Source organism: Halomonas kalidii (assembly GCF_030010475.1).
Lineage (GTDB): Bacteria > Pseudomonadota > Gammaproteobacteria > Pseudomonadales > Halomonadaceae > Halomonas > Halomonas heilongjiangensis.
Genome location: NZ_JASCQN010000025.1, coordinates 177269 through 194181, shown reverse-complemented (window position 1 = coordinate 194181; position 16913 = coordinate 177269). Strand labels below are relative to the sequence as shown.

16 protein-coding genes are annotated in these 16913 nt (G+C 63.7%); 3 read left to right on the top strand and 13 right to left on the bottom strand.

The window, feature by feature from the left end; genetic code table 11:
• Positions 1-50 precede the first annotated feature (50 nt).
• Positions 51-518, bottom strand: a complete 468-nt coding sequence (gene cueR, locus QLQ85_RS05560) for a Cu(I)-responsive transcriptional regulator (protein ID WP_282738079.1) — start codon at positions 516-518, stop codon at positions 51-53.
• A 413-nt stretch (positions 519-931) separates the two neighbouring features.
• On the opposite strand from cueR, the gene QLQ85_RS05555 reads away from it, so the two are divergent.
• Together QLQ85_RS05555 and QLQ85_RS05550 are read left to right on the top strand one after the other, a co-directional pair.
• Positions 932-1129 carry a heavy-metal-associated domain-containing protein gene (locus QLQ85_RS05555; RefSeq protein ID WP_282738078.1) on the top strand — a complete coding sequence of 66 codons (198 nt, stop codon included), beginning with the start codon at positions 932-934 and terminating at the stop codon, positions 1127-1129.
• A 249-nt stretch (positions 1130-1378) separates the two neighbouring features.
• Positions 1379-1924, top strand: coding sequence for an Lrp/AsnC ligand binding domain-containing protein (locus QLQ85_RS05550; protein ID WP_282738077.1), 546 nt, complete (start codon positions 1379-1381; stop codon positions 1922-1924).
• Positions 1925-1955: 31 nt separating this feature from the next.
• Here QLQ85_RS05550 and QLQ85_RS05545 read toward each other — a convergent pair whose 3' ends face one another.
• The 6 genes from QLQ85_RS05545 to QLQ85_RS05520 form a co-directional block, all read right to left on the bottom strand.
• Positions 1956-2822 (bottom strand): GNAT family N-acetyltransferase, encoded by an 867-nt coding sequence (locus QLQ85_RS05545; protein WP_282738076.1) that lies wholly within the window; start codon positions 2820-2822, stop codon positions 1956-1958.
• Positions 2823-3015: 193 nt separating this feature from the next.
• Positions 3016-3735 carry a cupin domain-containing protein gene (locus QLQ85_RS05540; protein ID WP_282738075.1) on the bottom strand — a complete coding sequence of 240 codons (720 nt, stop codon included), beginning with the start codon at positions 3733-3735 and terminating at the stop codon, positions 3016-3018.
• 81 nt (positions 3736-3816) lie between these two features.
• The gene (locus QLQ85_RS05535) at positions 3817-5271 is read right to left on the bottom strand and encodes an aldehyde dehydrogenase family protein (protein ID WP_282738074.1); all 1455 of its coding nucleotides are present in this window, start codon (positions 5269-5271) and stop codon (positions 3817-3819) included.
• Positions 5268-6545: an NAD(P)/FAD-dependent oxidoreductase gene (locus QLQ85_RS05530; RefSeq protein ID WP_282738073.1), complete on the bottom strand. Its 1278-nt coding sequence runs from the start codon at positions 6543-6545 to the stop codon at positions 5268-5270. The genes QLQ85_RS05535 and QLQ85_RS05530 overlap by 4 nt, the downstream gene beginning before the upstream one ends.
• 97 nt (positions 6546-6642) lie before the next feature.
• Positions 6643-7509: a GNAT family N-acetyltransferase gene (locus QLQ85_RS05525; protein WP_282738072.1), complete on the bottom strand. Its 867-nt coding sequence runs from the start codon at positions 7507-7509 to the stop codon at positions 6643-6645.
• Positions 7510-7620: 111 nt separating this feature from the next.
• A complete protein-coding gene (locus QLQ85_RS05520; protein WP_282738071.1) occupies positions 7621-8484 on the bottom strand; it encodes a GNAT family N-acetyltransferase in 864 nt (287 codons plus the stop codon).
• Between the two features lie 359 nt (positions 8485-8843).
• Here QLQ85_RS05520 and QLQ85_RS05515 point away from each other — a divergent pair, with 359 nt between their 5' ends.
• The gene (locus tag QLQ85_RS05515) at positions 8844-10004 is read left to right on the top strand and encodes a M20 aminoacylase family protein (protein WP_282738070.1); all 1161 of its coding nucleotides are present in this window, start codon (positions 8844-8846) and stop codon (positions 10002-10004) included.
• An 85-nt stretch (positions 10005-10089) separates the two neighbouring features.
• On the opposite strand, the gene QLQ85_RS05510 is transcribed toward QLQ85_RS05515, so the two are convergent.
• From QLQ85_RS05510 to QLQ85_RS05485, 6 genes are all read right to left on the bottom strand, one after another.
• Entirely contained in the window at positions 10090-10497 is a 408-nt protein-coding gene (locus QLQ85_RS05510) for a RidA family protein (RefSeq protein ID WP_282738069.1), read from the bottom strand.
• Positions 10497-11663 carry a DSD1 family PLP-dependent enzyme gene (locus QLQ85_RS05505; protein WP_282738068.1) on the bottom strand — a complete coding sequence of 389 codons (1167 nt, stop codon included), beginning with the start codon at positions 11661-11663 and terminating at the stop codon, positions 10497-10499. Before QLQ85_RS05505 ends, QLQ85_RS05510 begins: the two co-directional genes overlap by 1 nt.
• Before the next feature lie 106 nt (positions 11664-11769).
• Positions 11770-13092: an NAD(P)/FAD-dependent oxidoreductase gene (locus QLQ85_RS05500; RefSeq protein ID WP_282738067.1), complete on the bottom strand. Its 1323-nt coding sequence runs from the start codon at positions 13090-13092 to the stop codon at positions 11770-11772.
• Positions 13093-13372: 280 nt separating this feature from the next.
• On the bottom strand, positions 13373-14704 hold the full coding sequence (locus QLQ85_RS05495; RefSeq protein WP_282738066.1) for an MFS transporter: 1332 nt from the start codon (positions 14702-14704) through the stop codon (positions 13373-13375).
• An 11-nt stretch (positions 14705-14715) separates the two neighbouring features.
• Positions 14716-15648 carry an oligopeptide/dipeptide ABC transporter ATP-binding protein gene (locus tag QLQ85_RS05490; RefSeq protein ID WP_282738065.1) on the bottom strand — a complete coding sequence of 311 codons (933 nt, stop codon included), beginning with the start codon at positions 15646-15648 and terminating at the stop codon, positions 14716-14718.
• 103 nt (positions 15649-15751) lie between these two features.
• Entirely contained in the window at positions 15752-16840 is a 1089-nt protein-coding gene (locus QLQ85_RS05485; protein ID WP_282738064.1) for an ABC transporter ATP-binding protein, read from the bottom strand.
• Between the last annotated feature and the right edge of the window lie 73 nt (positions 16841-16913).

The window sequence follows — 16913 nt, the reverse complement described above, 5'->3', positions numbered from 1 at the left end:
CGGCGCGTTCTGCATTCCCGCCGCCCGGCCCTACCCGACCCGGGGCCCGGTCATGACTGGCTGACCGTGTCTCGCACGGATTCCGATGATGTCGGACGCTCCGCTGACAGGGAGGCATCGGGTGGGTCGGCGAGCCCGGCCAGATCTCCGATGATCGGACAATCCGGGCGATGGTCACCATGGCAGTGCTCGGCCAGGTGCTGCAAGGTCCGGCGCATGGACATCAGCTTCTCGATCTTGTTGTCCAACTCTTCGATATGGGCGTAAGCGACGGCCTTCACGTCCGCGCTGGCACGGTTGCGATCCTGCCACAGGGCGAGCAGGTCGGACATCTGCTCCACCGAGAACCCCAGGCTTCGCGCCCGAAAAATGAAGCGCAGGGTATGAATATCCTTGTCGCTGAACACCCTGTACCCTGCATCTGTCCGGCCGACCGGCGCGATGAGGCCTATGCTTTCGTAATAGCGAATCATCTTGCCCGAGATGCCAGACGCTCTTGCCGCCTCTCCGATATTCATCAGATACCTCCATTTTCAAGCTATCGTCGCGCAGGGGCACCCACTGCTCCACTGAACTCTGGGCTGCCTGCCTCGCGCCCCTGGAAGATGAGGCGTCCAACTCTCCAATGATAGGAAACTTCAGGCCAGAAGTCCCGGTCACTCGCGACGGGCGACAGAATATTGTCTACAGGATACCTCATACAACACTGCCCGATCGCAACTGGTCCGCCAAGCCGGTGTGGCCCTGGTGGCGCCTGCCAACGCCGCATGCCGCTGGACCCGCAACGAGACCGTGCGCAAGATCTTCTGCATCATCGGCGGATGGCAGAGATCGCCCCATTCCGGGCGGCTGGCATTTTCGATTCAGTGCTTGACCTTCCAACGATGGGAAGCTTTACGCTGGAAATTCCCAACCCTGAAGGAGAAGGACCATGCTGAAGCTCAAGGTACCCAAGATGACCTGTGGCCACTGCGCCTCGACCGTCACCACCGCGATCAAGACCGTCGATGCCGATGCCAACGTGGAAATCGATCTCACGCAGCAGCAAGTGGCGATCGAGAGCAGCGCCGATGCCGCCGCCCTGTCCGCGGTCCTCGTGGAAGCCGGCTACCCCAACGAGTCGGCATAGCGACAAGTCAAGGGCCGGAGGCACGCTCGCGCCTTCGGCCCTGTCTCCGCTGCCCTCTCTTCCTGATCGTACCTGCAACAGATGTCACCCCCCCTCCCTCGGGGTCGGCTTCTTCTTTTACCCCTCGGCCGCGTTCGATTGGCTTTACAGGTATATTGTCTACATACTACCTTCTACATACAATAGAGCGCCGGTCGTAAACCTCCAATCCAGACCCGTTTCGCACCACAAGCCGCTCGTTACCAGGCGGTGGGGCTTCCGTGGAATGCGCGCGCATGCAGAAGGGATCAGAAATTGGCCTTAACACGCCTTGACCGTATAGACATGAATATCCTTGTCGAGCTGCAGCGAAACGGACGGGTGACGAATGCGCAGCTCGCCGACTCGGTCGCTCTTTCCCCCTCGCCGTGTCTCCTGCGCGTGAAACGCCTGCAGCGCGAGGGATTTATCAGTGGCTACTCAGCGTTGATCGATCTGCGCAAGCTCGGCAATAACGTTACGTTATTTCTCGAAATTACGCTTAGCCAGCACAAGAGGGAAGATTTCCTTCTCTTCGAAACCAGCCTTCGCCGGATCGAGGAGGTTGTCGAATGTCACCTGATCAGCGGCGGTTTCGACTATCTCGTGAAAATGGTCGTGCGCGACCTGAGTCATTTCCAGACGATCATCGAAGGGCTACTGGAGGAAAACGTCGGCATTGCCAAATACTTTAGTTATATCGTCGTGAAATCGCCGATTCGGAAACACGAATACCCGCTTCGCTTGCTATGCGAGCAGGACCGTACGTCCGAATAACCCGATTCGGTGCTGGCCGACCCCACCGCGCCTACCCGAGTGTGTGGCCGGAGAGGGCGAACGTCCTCATCTGGCCATCGCCACCCCGAGGCTTACCCAGGCACATCGTCGTCACCGTGTCATGCTGCGGCATGCCGCAACGGCTCAGGAAAGCCGTGAAAGCGCTGTTGCTGCGGTCCGTGTCGACCCGCACGAACGTGCCGGCGTGACGCGCCAAGTGGGGCGCCGTCAGTGCCATGGCCTCGTCGACGTCCCGGGTGACGATCGGTCCTACCACCCGGCCACGGCCGAACGGGCGGCACAGAGCGAATGCGGCCACTCTCCCCTCTCGCATCAGCACCGTCCCTTCGGAAAGGCGGACGAGGCGCTCGAGAATCGCCGTCCGGTCTGCACCATAGGCCTCCCTGTCGAGCCGGATCATCTCCGCGAGGTCTGCCGCCTCGGCCGCGCGGACTTGCGTACCACTCGGAACCGGAACGTGCCCGGGGTCTACGGCCTCGCCCTGGTGCAGGCAGACGACCCCGGTGGGCTCGAATGACAATGAGATGTAGAGGCGGTACGCCTCACGCGTTGCGTTCAACCGCAGGTCGCGGTCGCCGCACTGCTGCAGGACGTGCTTCATCAGCCAGCGACCGGCTCCCAAGGCCTGGAGACGCGGCGAGGTGAGGACCATGCCGATGGTGGCGAAATCATCACCCATCGGAAACCACATCGCGGAGCCGAGGACTCGTCCGATTTCATCGCAGCCGACATAGCCACGCCCGACCTGCATCAGTAGCTGCCAGTCTTCGGGCCGGTGCGACCAGCCGACCCCAACCGACAGCTCATGCAGCTTTTCGATGTCGGTTTCATGAATGTCTCTTACAGTCAGCTCGTACGTCTGCAGCCGTTTCGACATATTATTTGACATGCTAGACACGCTCTCGATTTGCGTCGGGTACTTCGTACCTGTGCCAGGACCATACCGGCCCGCGCCTTGGCGAAGTGTGGGTGATCTCGCTTTGAGCGTACACCGAGGCGCCGAAAATAAAATGACTGGTTTACAGGCCGCGGCGGCAGGATATGTCAAATCTTCTTCGGCGCACCTCGTCTCAGTCTTGGACGGCTTGGACGACGTAGAACTTCGCTACGCGCTCGGTGCTTTCCCATCCGATGGGGGTGCCCTTGGGCACGAAGAGCGATTCGCCGGCGTTCACCGTCAGCGCGCCGCCATCGGGGAGGGCAAACTTCACACTGCCAGCGACCAGATACATGAACTCATTCTTGCCCTGAGGTCGAATGATCCGGTGATAACCGGTGGAATCCCACGTGCCGGCGAGAGTCTGCGTCTGGTCGTCGGTAAAGACGTTATCGCTACGGCATTCCGGGGCCGGGCCAAGCAGGACTTCCGCCGGCAGGGTCGCGGACGGCTTGAAGTTGGCGTCCGGGCTGAGCGAGGTGAGGCCAGGCATGGGCGAAGCACCCCCGGCCGCCGTGCAAAACACGAAGCGGGTGCCAGGCTGGGCCTGGATCTGAACCTCGGTTCCGCGTCCCACGACGACCCCCCACCCGGGACCGACGACCAACGGCTCCGCCCCGGCTTCGGTCAGCGTCAGCTCGCCCTCGACGACCACCATGGTTTCGGTGTGCGGGAAGCTCGATACCTTGAGCTCTCCAGCGAAGCTGACACGGCCTGCGGCCATGGCGTCTGCGCCGTCCCAGGCGATTTCACGGTGCTGCGCGAAGGGATCCGCCTCCCCGAATGGGGTCTTGCGGAATGCGGTGCCGAGGGGGGCGCCGTCGGCGCGATTGAGAATTACGGCTGACGTCATGATGGCTCCTGAGCTCGATCACAAGTGAGGATGATGTCGTTGGTGAATGGCCTTGCGCCGCGGCTGTCGTGGTCCGTCAGCCTACTGGTACCCGATGACGGCTTTCGTCTCCAGATACTCTTCCATGCCCTCGATGCCGTATTCGCGGCCATTTCCCGAACGCTTGTACCCGCCGAAGGGGGCGTTGGGGTCCCAGGCCGGGTAGTTGAGGTGGACCTGCCCGGAGCGGATCCGCGCCGCCACTGACCGTGCCGCTTCGAGATCCCCGCCCTGGACGTGGGCGCCGAGGCCGTAGATGGAATCGTTGGCAATCGCCACGGCCTCATCGATAGTGTCGTAGGGAATGACACAGAGGACCGGTCCGAAAATCTCCTCCTGAGCGATCCTCATGTGGGACTGCACGTCGGAGAAGACGGTGGGGCGGACGTAGAAGCCCCGGGTCAGACCCTCGGGTCGGTCAGGGCCGCCACAGACGAGCCGTGCGCCCTCGGCGATCCCCACGGCGATCATCTCCTGCACCCGCTCGAACTGGGCGCGGTTCGCCACGGGGCCATGGGTCGACTGCTCTGAGCGCGGATCGCCGACGACCATCTCGGATACCGCGGCGCAGGCGAGACGCTCGACCTCCTGGAGCTGCTGGCGGGGCACGATCATGCGCGTCGGCGCGCTGCAGGACTGCCCGAGGTTGCGGAACGCGGCCGCCACGCCGGGGGCGATGGCACGGCCCAGGTCCGCATCCGGCAGGATGATGTTGGGCGACTTGCCCCCGAGTTCCAAGGCCACCCGTTTCACCGTCGGGGCGGCCGCTTGGCTCACCAGGACACCGGCCCTGGTCGAGCCGGTCAGCGAGATCATGTCCACGTCGGGATGGGCCGACAGGGCCGCGCCGACCCCGGGGCCATCACCGTTCAGGAGGTTGAAGACACCCGCCGGAATGCCGGCGTCCTGCACCACCTCCGCGAAGAGCAAGGCGCTCAGGGGCGACAGCTCACTTGGCTTGAGCACGACCGCACATCCCGCTGCCAGGGCAGGGCCCACCTTGGCGGTGATCTGGTAGAGCGGCCAGTTCCAGGGGGTGATCAGGCCGCACACGCCGATCGGCTCGCGCAGGATGGCCGTGGTGCCGCGATGGGTGATGAAGGGATAGGTGGCCAGATTGTCCCGTGCCACGCGGATGTGCTCCGCCGCAAGCTTTACCTGAGTACTGCGCGCGTAGCCGATGGGCGCACCCATTTCCAGCGAGAGGGCATGGGCGAACAGTTCCGTCCGTTCGAGGATCAGGGCGTGGATGCGATCCAGGAACTGGGCCCGGCGCTCGGGCGAGATGGTGGACCAGCCCGCGAACGCGCGCTTCGCCGCGGCCACCGCCGTGTCGACGTCCGTGCTACTGCCCAGGGCGATCTCGGCGACGGACTCCTCCGTCGAGGGGTCGACAACACCGGTTCGGGTCAAGGGTTTGGGTAAGGTCCACTCGCCGTCGATGAACATGTGATCGAGACGGTCTGCGTTCCTGAGATGTGCGATGGGTGAGATCATTGGAATCGATCCTTGAGACGGTAATAGGCGCCCACGATGGGCAAGAACCACGGGGTGCCGAAGTGACCGGGTATGGCCGGCCAGTCGAAATCTTTCCACGGGTTGAGCTCGGTACGCCCGTCCATCACCTCGGCCATCACCGTCCCCATGTAGGTCGACATCTGGGTGCCGTGGCCGCTGTAACCCATGGAATAGAAAATCCCGTTGCGCTCACCGGCCCGAGGCAGGCGATCGCGGGTCATGTCCACCATGCCGCCCCAGCAATAATCGATCCGCACGTCGGCCAGTTCCGGGAACATCTCGACCATGGATTTGCGCAGGATGGCACCGCTCTCGGCATCCGACTTCGGATTGGAGACGGCGAAGCGGGCGCGACCGCCATAAAGCAAGCGGTTGTCCGGGGTCACCCGGCAATAGTTCACCAGGTTCTTGGTGTCCACCGTCATGCGCCGGGTCGGCAGGAGCCGGTCCAGCACCTCGACCGGAAGCGGTTCGGTCACGATGATGAAGGCCCCCACCGGCACGATGCGGCGTCGGATCCAGCCCAGCGGCCCCACATGGGAAGTGCCGCTGGCGAGCAGCACCTGAGACGCGGTGATGCGTCCTTGCGGCGTGGTGACCTCGTGTCCCCCGCCTGGCAGCGGGCGCAGCCCCATGACGGGGGTGTGCTGATGGATTTGCACGCCGCGACGGGCAGCGGCCTCCGCAAGGCCCGTCACGTAGCGTCCGACATGCATGCCGGCGCTCTTCTCGAAGATCATGCCGCCGTAGTAGCGCTGCGAGCCCACCTCAGCCGGCAGGTCCCCTCGAGACACCATGCGCGTCTCGGGATCCGCTTGGGCGGCGAGTAACTCCTGGGTGCGGGCAAGCTTGTCGTAGTGCTCGGGTTTTGCGGCCAGCTTGAGTTTGCCCGTGCGGGCGAAGCTGCAGTCGATGCCCTCTTCCCGCACCAGCCGCTCCACGGTGTCCACCCCCGCATCGAAGGCGTGATAGAGGCGGTTGGCTGTCTCGACGCCCAGCTTTGCCGCCATGGCGGCGTAGTCCTGGGCGAAACCATTGTTGCACATGCCGCCGTTGCGGCCTGAAGCGGCGCTGCCCACGGTTTCCGCCTCGCAAAGCACGACGCGCGCGCCTTTCTTCGCCAGGGCCAGCGCGGCCGAAGCGCCGGTGAGCCCGCCCCCCACGATGACCACATCGGCCTTGCCCGCCACCGGCTCCTTCGAGACGCCGGTGAAAGTGGGGGCGGTATCCAGCCAGTACGACTCGAGTTTCATAAGGTCCTCACTGTATCGCCGGTCTCGGAGGACACCGCCTCGATCGCGATCAGATAGCCGTGGTGAAGTGACGTAACGGTGCTCACTTGGAGTGCTCCTAACCCAATGACTGGCTGCAAAGTGCAAACGAACGGGCTTCTCCAGAAGGCCGCGGTGCCTCTCCCCGCACCATGGACGTCACCGTATCAACACGCTTCAAGCCTCTTGTTTCCAGCCATGAACCGAGGCCGGAGACGGCCGGAATGTCCACCCTGATGAAGGTGTCCGGCAGTTTGGAGATAGCGTTCTCCATGAGGGCCTGTGCGTGCGACACATCCGCCGCCACCACGGGGCCAATCACATGGCCGCGGCCGAAGCGCCGGCAGGCGGCGTAGCCGGTCACGACACCGTTGCGGACAATGACGCTCAGCCGCCCTGCCTGCGCCAGACACTGCAAGAGACGGCCCCTCGGCATGCCAACTGTCTCGCTATCCAACTCCACGATCACTGGCAGGTCGCTGATCTCGGCGGCCCGGACACAGCCCAACTCCGGGGAGGACAATCCCCGCGTGGGCACACCTTGATGCTGATGCACCTCACCAATGGGCAGGAACCCGCGGCGACCGTAGAGCCCCAACCCCTCCCGAGTGGAATTGAGCAGGAGGGTCTGCGTTCCCGTGTCGTCCAGAAGTGCGTCGAAAAGGCGTGCGCCATATCCGTGCCCCTGGGCCGCGTTCGCGACGATGATCATGCCGAGCGTGGAGAATGCATGGCCATACTGCCACCGCATGGCCGTACCGATCAGCCTGCCAGCACGTTCGAGCACGAAGCCCTCTCCCAGGCCTTGGGCGAAGGCCCAATCCTCCAGCCGGTAGGGCCAACCCAACTCGGACGACAGCCCCACCGCCTGTTGCAGGTGCGCGGAAGTGAACCGTGCCAGCTCAGGTGCCCGTGCCTCCACCGCTTCGTTAGTTCGCTCTGACATGTTTCCACATCCCTGCCGTTCATTAGCTATCAGTGTAAATTGTCCGCCAGTGTCAGTTGTGCCGTTCACGTGTACGCGCGAGGAAGGCGTGCATGCCCTCCCTCACAGGGCTCAGAAAAACGCCTGGCTGGCGATGGCAAACTGGTGGATGCCGGGGTCGGCCTGCGGGGCTTTACCCCGCACCATGACGATCGGAGTATCGACATTGGCCAGCCCCAGCTCGCTCAGCAAGGAATCCAGCCCGTGCTCATCGCACATGTCGATACGCACGAAGGAGCCGGTGCGCGTCGCTGCCAAGTGGCTGAGCAGCGCGCGGGCGTGCTCTGCATCGGGAGCGACCACCGGACCGATGATGTCACCTTGCCCGAAGCTGCGCAGGATGCCGAAACCGACCGGATTGCCGTCACTGTCCTCGATGACGACGCCTTCGGCGATGCACAGCAGCTCGTTCACGACCTGCGCACGCGCCATGCCGGCGGCGCGAGAGGCCAGCTCCACCAGCGCGGCGCCGTCACCCGCCTCAGCCGCCCGCAGGCACGTGCCCGGCGGCGGCGCGACGGGCGCGCGGTGCGCGACCGTACCCTGGTGCTGGTGGACCCTGCCGATCACCTCGAAGCCGAGCCGTTCGTAGAGGGGCTGCCCGGCCGGTGTGGCGTGGAGCAGGGTGCTGCGCTCGCCGATCGCCTCGAGCAGCCGGTTCATCAACTCGCGCCCAATGCCCCGCCCCTGGGCCTCCGGCGAGACGATGACCATGCCGAGCGACGCATGGTCGTCGCCATGAGGCCACCACAACGCAGTACCGATCACGCTACCGCCACACTCGGCGACGAAGCTGCCGCCGAGGCGGTGCAGGAGCCGCCAGTCGTCCGGCCGGTGCCGCCAGTGCACCGCCTGGGAAAGGGCGTGCGCTGCCGGGATGTCGCTTTCCAGCATGGGGCGATACTGGACTCGAACTGCTGCGGTCGCGGATGACATCAGAGTCTCCTTCCGGTTGCCAATATGTTGTTGCTAATAGGCAGTAAGCATACTCCACACCAGGCGGCATGGGCTGCTGCTTTCACAGGGTTAACGGTAGAAAATGCCATGGGCGCACTCGATAATGGCAGGATATTGACGGTAATCTCGCGCAGTATATTGGCAGTGATCTCGCGCAGTGATTCTCATAGTGTAGTAAAGTGAATAGGTGGATTATTCATTCGTCTCCCTCTTCACATACGCGCATGCAGCGCAATTGCAGCAGCACTGTCGATCGCTTATCTCATTCGAGACCTTTCCGGCAACCGGCAGGGTCAGGTACCGGGACATGGCTGAAGCTGCCCCACGGAGGCTGGATAATGTCTGATAAAGTAGCGGAAATCGACGATCTGGTGGCGCCGCTGGTGTCGTTTCGTCGTGATATTCATGCCAACCCCGAACTGGCCTACGAAGAGCACCGCACGGCGAACAAGATTGAAGAGGCTTTGCGCCAGCTCGGGCTGGAGGTGCACACGGGTATCGGTGGAACCGGTGTCGTCGCGTCTCTGAAGGTGGGCAATTCCGATCGCGCCATTGGCTTGCGCGCCGACATGGACGCGCTGCCTATCCATGAGGAGACGGGCCTGCCCTACGCCAGCCGCAACCCGGGCATCTTCCATGGCTGCGGTCATGACGGGCATGTGGCGATGCTGCTGGGCGCCGCCCAGCAGCTGGCGCGTACCCGTCGCTTCGACGGTACCGTCCATTTCATTTTTCAGCCGGCCGAAGAAGGACACGGTGGCGCCCGGGCCATGGTCGAGGACGGGCTGTTCGACCGGTTTCCCTGCGACCGGGTTTTCGCCTTCCACAACTGGCCGGATCTTCCGGCCGGGACGGTGTCGACGCGGCCGGGGCCGATCATGGCGGCGGCCGACAAGTTCGACATCCTGATTGAGGGGCGCGGCGGCCATGCCGCGATGCCACACCAGACACCGGACGCGATCCTGGCGGCAAGCGACCTCGTCACCCAGCTCAACGGGGTGGTGTCACGCCGGATTCCGCCAATGTCCACGGCGGTGCTCTCCGTGACCCAGATTGCAGGAGGAAGTTCGCACAACGTCCTTCCCGCTGCGGTCCGCATTGTCGGCACTGTCCGCACCTTCGATATCGCGGTGCAGGACAGGATCGAGGAAGCCCTGCGGCAGGTCGTCGAGGGCGTGGCCCTGGCCAGCGGCACACGCATGACCGTGTCCTACAATCGCTACTACCCGGCGACGGTCAATGATGCGGCTGCCGCCGACGAGGCGTTGGCCGCTGCCGCCAGCATTGCCCGTGCCGAACTCGCGCCGGAACCGGCCTTCACCTCGGAGGATTTCGCGTTCATGCTGCAGGCATGCGAGGGCGCTTATATCTGGTTGGGCCAGGGTCGCGGCGACGCGGAGGTACCGCTGCACCATCCACGTTACGATTTCAACGACGATGTCCTGGCGACCGGGATTCGCCTGCATGTCGCGCTCGTCGAACGCCATCTGGCGATCTGAGCGGAAACGTAAAGGGGACACTGATTTTATTCCCGCGACTGCGCGAATAAATTCAATGTCCCCTTTAGGTTGGTACTATTTAAATCTATTTCGAATCGACTGCCGCGACGGCATCGATTTCCACCAGATAGCCATAATGCAGCTCGGGAACGGGAACCACGGCCCGGGCCGGCTTGATGTCGCCGAGAGCTTCGGCATAGACCGAATTGAATTGCGGCCAGTTCTCCACGCCGACAATATACGCGGTTACCTTCAGAAGGCGTTCCGGCGAACTGCCGGCCGCCCTGATCACCGCCAGCAGATTGTCCAGCGCCTGCCGTGCCTGATCGCCGAAAGGCGCCGCGGGAGCTTGGGTGCCGTCGGCACGGACCGGCAGCTGGCCCGACACATGGACCATCCCGCCACAGACCGTGGCCTGGACATAGTGGCCGGCCGGCGCAGGGGCCCGATCAGTCAGGACTGTCACAATATCGGAAGGGCTGCTATCGCTCATCACCAGCCTCCAAATCGCGGCCATTCGGTCTCAATGACATCGGAACCTTCGCGAACCACATGATAGCTGCCATGCTGGGCGCCGGTGGCACAGGCATGATTGGGCAGGATGCGGAGCCGGGTGCCGATCGGCAGATCGGGAAGGGTGCCCTCTGATCCGGGGCGCAGGGCGATGACGCCGTGCTCCTGATTGGCATCCGCCATGATCAGGTCGTCATAGGGCTTGCCGTGTATGTCGCAGACCAGACCGTAACCCTGGTCGACATCCTGTTTGGCGGTGCCGCGATCCCGTGACATGGCCATCCAGCCCGCATCGACGAGAATCCATCCCTTGTCCGGCTGGTGCCCGATAACCGTCGTCAGTACCGAGAGGGCGATATCGTCCACCGTGCAGACGCCGATTCCGGCCATGACCAGGTCAAAGAGGACGAAAACGCCGGCCCTGACTTCGGTGACACCGGTGAGGTCCCGGCTGAAATGTGCCGTGGGCGTGGACCCCACACTGACCACAGGGCATGGCAACCCTGCTTCACGCAGGACTTCCGCCGCCTTGACCGCCCCCGCGCGTTCCTCTTCGGCGCACTGCTCGAGCGCTGCTTGGCCCCGAGCGGAATAGCTGCCGCCGGCATGGGTGAGCACCCCGCGCAACTCAGCTCTCCCGTCGAGGAGGACGCGGCCGATCTCAACCAGTCTTTCGGTTTCGTCCGGCAACACGCCCGAACGATGGCCGTCGCAATCGATTTCAATCAGCGCCGGAATGCGCGTGTTCGATTCGCGAGAAGCGTCGGCCACCAAGTGCGCTTGTTCGACACTGTCGAGAATGACGGCAAGGTCCACACCCGCGGCGCGCAAGGCCAGCACTCGGCCCAATTTTCCGGGCGCGATGCCGACGGCATAGATGATGTCGCGCACACCGGCGGCGGCGAATTGCTCCGCCTCCTTCAACGTCGAAACCGTTGCCGGACCTGCCTCGCTCATCATGACCCGGCGGGCCACCTCCACCGACTTCCCTGTTTTCAGATGCGGCCGCAACCTGGGCCCGAGGGTAGCCAGATGGGATTTCAGACGCTGGACATTGCGGTCCATGCGGTCCGCATCAAGCATCAGACACGGGGTTTCGATCGTTTGAAGCGTGGCTTTCTCCACGGAAGCCTGATTAACCACCATGCTGACTCTCCTGATTCTACATTTCGCTGCGTGGCAGCCTGTTCAAGGCGCGGCGCAGGTGAAGCGCCACCGACGATAAAGCAGCGCTGGTCACGGTTAGTCCGAGTTAAATCGCGCCTACCTCCACCTTCGAGCCATCGAGCAAGCGCGAGAGGCTGTAGGGCTTGGGATCGACACAGGGGGTATCGTTGGCGACCAGGTCAGCCGCCAAATGACCGATCCCCGGCCCCAGGCCGAACCCATGCCCGGAACAACCCGCTGCAAGGAAGAAGCCTGACATCCCATCCACGGCGGAGATCACCGGCACTGCATCGGGCGTGCAATCCACATAGCCCCCCCAGGTCTCGGCCACTTCGATGTTCGCCAGCGCCGGGAAGCGTTTTCTGACCCGCTTCAGGATCTCGGCAACGGCCTCGGGCATGGCCGCGGGATCGAGCACACGGATGCGCTCGAACGCGGAGGGCTTAGCCGAACCCCAGCCTGCCAACCCTTCCGGGCCGTGAATGAAGGACTTGCCGATGCCGAACTCCATGGCGCCCAACCGCTTGATGAACATGGGCAGGAAGGCCTTCCCATAGCGGAGGCCCTGGGGGGTGATTTCAAGCCGTGCCTTGCCACTGATGGCCATCGTATAACTGCCATCGAGGCGGCGGGTAAGCGCGCAATCCGGCGTGTAGATCACGTCCCCGATGTTCGGCGCCGGGCGCGTACGCAGCGCGGTCTGGCGCACGCTCGCCTGGGGGAAGCGAAGCCCGTGCCGCCGACAGAACGCCGATGCCCAGGCGCCGGCGGCACACAGGACCGCATTGGTCCGGATAACCCCCTTTTCGGTGATCACGCCCGTCACCGCGCCATTGGTAATATCGAGACCGTGGGCGGCGCAGTTCTGGTGGATGCTGGCGCCATGGGCGCGCGCCCCCTCGGCAATCCCCGGCGCCGCGATGGCGGGCTCCGCCTTGCCGTCATCAACGGAGTGGACGCCGCCCAGCCATTTCCGCCCCACGGACGGGATCGCGGAGGTCGCCTCTGCGGGGCTCAGTATCCTCGTATTGATGTCGAACTGGCGCGCCGTCTCTAGCCAGGCTTCCCATTCGGCGAGCTGCTTGGGATCATCGGTCGCGTACTTGAGGCCGCAGCGGCGAAATCCGAGGTCAGTGCCAATCTCCGCCGTCAGTTCACCCCATAGCCGCATGGCTGCACCGGAGAGCGGCAATTCGCGGGCATCACGGTTCTGCTGTCGGCACCAGCCCCAGTTGCGACTCGACTGTTCGCAGCCGACATAGCCCTTCTCGATCAGGGCGACTGAAAGACCCCGTCTGGCCAGAAAATAGGCTGCAGTTGCGCCGACGATGCCACCACCAATGATAACGACGTCAGCAGAGGATGGCAGATGCTCATCGCTTGGGATGTACTTTATCAATGGGGACACAGCAGGAACCTTGTTTGAAGGTGAGGATAATCGAACGTCGGCCGAAACCGAGCAGTCCGCCGATATCCGCTATATGCAAATCAGTATACGGCGCACGCTCCGGCATTTGTTGCCGCTTTCCTGGAGCTAACAACGAAAAAATATCAAAAGTGCTGGCGAGAATGGCAGGAATTCCAGCATTTTCCTTAGCCCAGGAAAATGACAGTTGCCGGCAACGATTCAGTACTCGGCGTGCCGGGGCCACAGCGACATGAGGCCAGACAGCAACGATCGACGCCCTTTACAGACGTTCCACTCTGCCCCCTGCCGTCGGCCAGGTGCCATGCAGGTCATCGATCACGATAGGATGGACGTGGCGCCCGCCATGAGCATCCGCCAGGTGCGGATCGTCGGGGGATAAGTCGACATGCTCATGCTCCACCGTCAGCACGAGTCCGGCCGGCCAGGCGCGCATGGCCAGCAGGGTGCCCAGCGCGGCCAGCACGGCGAGCACCAGGAAGGCCGTGTCCAGGCCGAACCGGGCCCCCACCAGGCCGGCAACGGGGTAGGTCACCAGCCAGGCCGCATGGGCAATGGAAAAGTGTGCCGCGAAGACGGCGGGGCGGTCACCTTCCCTGGCCGAGTGAATCAGCACCCGCCCCGCGGTGGTCACCCCCGCGCCCAGGGCCACCCCCAGCAGAGGCCATAGCAACAGCAGGCTCGACAGGGACTGCGGGACGATCGCGCCGAGGCTCAGCGCGAGCACCGTGACCATGCAGCCGACCAGCATGATGGTGCGGTCTTCCATATGCTTGAGCAAGTAGGGCACCAGCAGCGCCACGGTCATGGAACCGGCACCGAAGCAGGCCATGACCAGCGCCACGTCCCGCTGCCCCAGCCCCAGCACGCTCTGCACGTAGACCACGGTGTTCACCGCCACCATGGCGCCGCCCGCGGCGATGGCGAAGTGGATGGCCGTGAGCCCCTTCAGGCTGGGGGTATGGAGGAAGATCGTCACCCCGCGGAGCACCCGGGTCGCGAAGCCGCGCTCCCGAGCGCATTCGAAGTGCGGAAGCGCCGTCATCGCGATGATGACGGCCGAAGCGAACAGTGCCAGGGCCGTGCCCAGGAACAGCAGGTTGAAGGACATCAGGGTCAACAGATAAGCCGCCAGCAGCGGACTGATCAGGTTTTCCAGGTCATGCGCCAGCCGGGTCAGCGAGAGCCCCTTGACGTAGAGCCGCTCCTCGCGCAGCACAGCGGGAATCGTGGCCTGCAACGCCGGGGTGAAAGCCGCCGACGCCGACTGCAGCACGAAGATCAGCACGTAGATCTGCCACACCTCGGTGACGAAGGGCAGCGCAAGCACTATGGTCCCGCGCAGCAGCTCCAGCAGGATCAGCACCATACGCCGGGGCAAGCGTTCGGCGAAGGCCTGAGCCAGCGGTGCGACGACGACATAGGCCCCCATCTTGATGGCCAACGCCGTGCCCATGACCACCCCCGCCCGCTCCTCCGCCAGCTCGAAGGCCAGCAGTGCCAGGGCGATGGTGGTCAGGCCGGTGCCCAGCAGCGCGATGCACTGGGCCGAGAACAGGCGGCGATATCGCCAGTCGCGCAGCGGCTCGAACATGATCGGTGCCTCTAACCGGACCCCACTGCCGCCATGTGTGCACGACTGGCGGGGGCACTCTCCTGCGAATCGGCGGCGTGGTAGGGGCAGCGGACCTGGTGCCCATCACTGGTTGCGATCAGCTCCGGGAGGGCACGGCTGCACTCTGGCCTGGCAATCGGACAGCGAGGATGGAAACTGCAGCCCGGCGGCGGAGCGAGCGGGCTCGGCGGCTCGCCACGTGCCATGGTGCACCCATCGAGCCCCTTCTCCTCGAGCATGGAGGAATTGATCAACGAGCGGGTATAGGGATGCAGCGGATTCTCGAACAGCTCCTCGCTCTCGGCAACCTCCACGATGCGCCCCAGATACATCACGGCCACTCGCTCGCAGAGATAATGCACCACGCGCAGGTCATGGGAGATGACCAACAGGGTGAGGTTGTAGCGCTGCTTGAGCGATGCCAGGAGGTTCAATATCTGGGATCGCATGGAAGAGTCCAGCGCCGACGTCGGCTCGTCGCACACCAGCACCTGCGGCTCGAGCAGCAGGGCACGCGCGATCACCACCCGCTGCAGCTGACCGCCGGAGCACTGGCTGGGGAAGCGGTTGATGAAGCTCGGATCCAGGCCGACATCGTTCAAGGCCCGGATGATCCGCTGCAGCCTCTCGGGCCGGGTCCCGATCCGGTTCTGGGACAGCGGAGCATACAGGCTGCGCCCTATCGCCATGCGAGGATCCAGCGCACTGAAAGGATCCTGGAATACCAGTTGAACGGTACGCCGCAGACGCTTGCGCTCGCTCCCCCCGGCCGTCGAGACGTCGATACCGTCGATGTCGATATGGCCCGATGTCAGCGACGACATGCCAAGAATCAGCCGAGCCAGCGTGCTCTTGCCGCAGCCCGACTCGCCCACCAGCCCCAGGGATTCGCCCGGAGCCACCGAGAGGCTGATGCCATCCACGGATCGCACCTGCCGACGCTGGCGTAGTAGGCCTCCACGCAATGGATAGTATTTTACGGCGTCCGCAATGCGGAGAATCGGCGCCCTGGGATCGGTTCGTGTCTCAACAGCCATCATGGTTACCCTCCACGTCGGACTGACAGATCCTGATGGCCTGGGCCTGGATGTCACCTGATGCCCCGACCCAGCACCGCGCACAGCAGCCGGGGCCATCATGCTCGACCATCGGAGGGGCGACCCGCGAGCAGACTTCGGGGTGCCCCCACTGTTCGGCGACCTGACAGCGCGAACGGAACCGGCACCCCGGAATCTTCGACAGCAGTTCCGGAGGATTTCCCGGAATGGCATACAGTTGCCCCGATTCGTCCGCTTCAAGGAGTGAGCAGTGAATCAGCGACTGGGTGTAGGGGTGCTTGGGACTGTGCAGGATCTCGTCAGTCGTGCCCTGCTCCACGATCTCTCCCGAGTACATCACGGCCACCCGGTCGGCGATCGCCGAAACGACGGAGAGGTCATGGGTGATCAGCAGGATGGAAAGATTGTTCTCCCGGCGCTTGCGATCCAGGAGCTGGAGGATCTGCGCCTGAACGGTGACGTCCAGCGCGGTCGTGGGTTCATCGGCGATGAGCAGGTCGGGCTCGGCGCTCAGTGCCGCGGCGATCATCACGCGCTGCGCCATCCCCCCGGACATCTGGTGCGGATAGCACTTCATCCGTTCCTCGGGCTCCGGGATTCCCACGTCACGGAACAACTGGACGACCCGTTCGTGCTCCTCTTCGGCGGAAAGATGCTGGTGGACATGCAGCGCCTCACCAGCCTGGGCACCGACCGTGCAGGTCGGATCCAGCATCACGTGGGGTTGCTGAAACAGCATCGCGATCCTGGATCCGCGGAGTTTATTGAAACTGTCCTCGGACAGGGAGAGCACCTCTTCCCCGCCAACCCGTACCGATCCCTCGAGAATCGAGATGCCGGAGGGCATCAGGCGCATCAGGCTACGCGCGGTCATGCTCTTGCCAGAGCCGGATTCGCCTACCAGGGCCAGGACCTCACCGCGCTGAATCGTCAAGTTCAGATCATTGATGATGGCGCCGACGCCAGGAACACCGACTGTGAGATGTTCGACTTCGAGAACCGGGGTACACACCTCCGGTCGTAACTGATGCTGCATAGTTGTTTGATTGGCAAGCATCCTGGAACCCCTCTGAGTTGTGATTATGCGGGTGATTGTGGCTAGCCACGCCTATTCGACATCTACTATGCCG

Bases quoted from the DNA above. Each gene is read 5' to 3' on its own strand.
- cueR (WP_282738079.1), bottom strand. From the start codon at position 518: ATGAATATCGGAGAGGCGGCAAGAGCGTCTGGCATCTCGGGCAAGATG.
- QLQ85_RS05555 (WP_282738078.1), top strand. From the start codon at position 932: ATGCTGAAGCTCAAGGTACCCAAGATGACCTGTGGCCACTGCGCCTCG.
- QLQ85_RS05545 (WP_282738076.1), bottom strand. From the start codon at position 2,822: ATGTCGAAACGGCTGCAGACGTACGAGCTGACTGTAAGAGACATTCAT.
- QLQ85_RS05540 (WP_282738075.1), bottom strand. From the start codon at position 3,735: ATGACGTCAGCCGTAATTCTCAATCGCGCCGACGGCGCCCCCCTCGGC.
- QLQ85_RS05535 (WP_282738074.1), bottom strand. From the start codon at position 5,271: ATGATCTCACCCATCGCACATCTCAGGAACGCAGACCGTCTCGATCAC.
- QLQ85_RS05530 (WP_282738073.1), bottom strand. From the start codon at position 6,545: ATGAAACTCGAGTCGTACTGGCTGGATACCGCCCCCACTTTCACCGGC.
- QLQ85_RS05525 (WP_282738072.1), bottom strand. From the start codon at position 7,509: ATGTCAGAGCGAACTAACGAAGCGGTGGAGGCACGGGCACCTGAGCTG.
- QLQ85_RS05520 (WP_282738071.1), bottom strand. From the start codon at position 8,484: ATGTCATCCGCGACCGCAGCAGTTCGAGTCCAGTATCGCCCCATGCTG.
- QLQ85_RS05515 (WP_282738070.1), top strand. From the start codon at position 8,844: ATGTCTGATAAAGTAGCGGAAATCGACGATCTGGTGGCGCCGCTGGTG.
- QLQ85_RS05510 (WP_282738069.1), bottom strand. From the start codon at position 10,497: ATGAGCGATAGCAGCCCTTCCGATATTGTGACAGTCCTGACTGATCGG.
- QLQ85_RS05505 (WP_282738068.1), bottom strand. From the start codon at position 11,663: ATGGTGGTTAATCAGGCTTCCGTGGAGAAAGCCACGCTTCAAACGATC.
- QLQ85_RS05495 (WP_282738066.1), bottom strand. From the start codon at position 14,704: ATGTTCGAGCCGCTGCGCGACTGGCGATATCGCCGCCTGTTCTCGGCC.
- QLQ85_RS05485 (WP_282738064.1), bottom strand. From the start codon at position 16,840: ATGCTTGCCAATCAAACAACTATGCAGCATCAGTTACGACCGGAGGTG.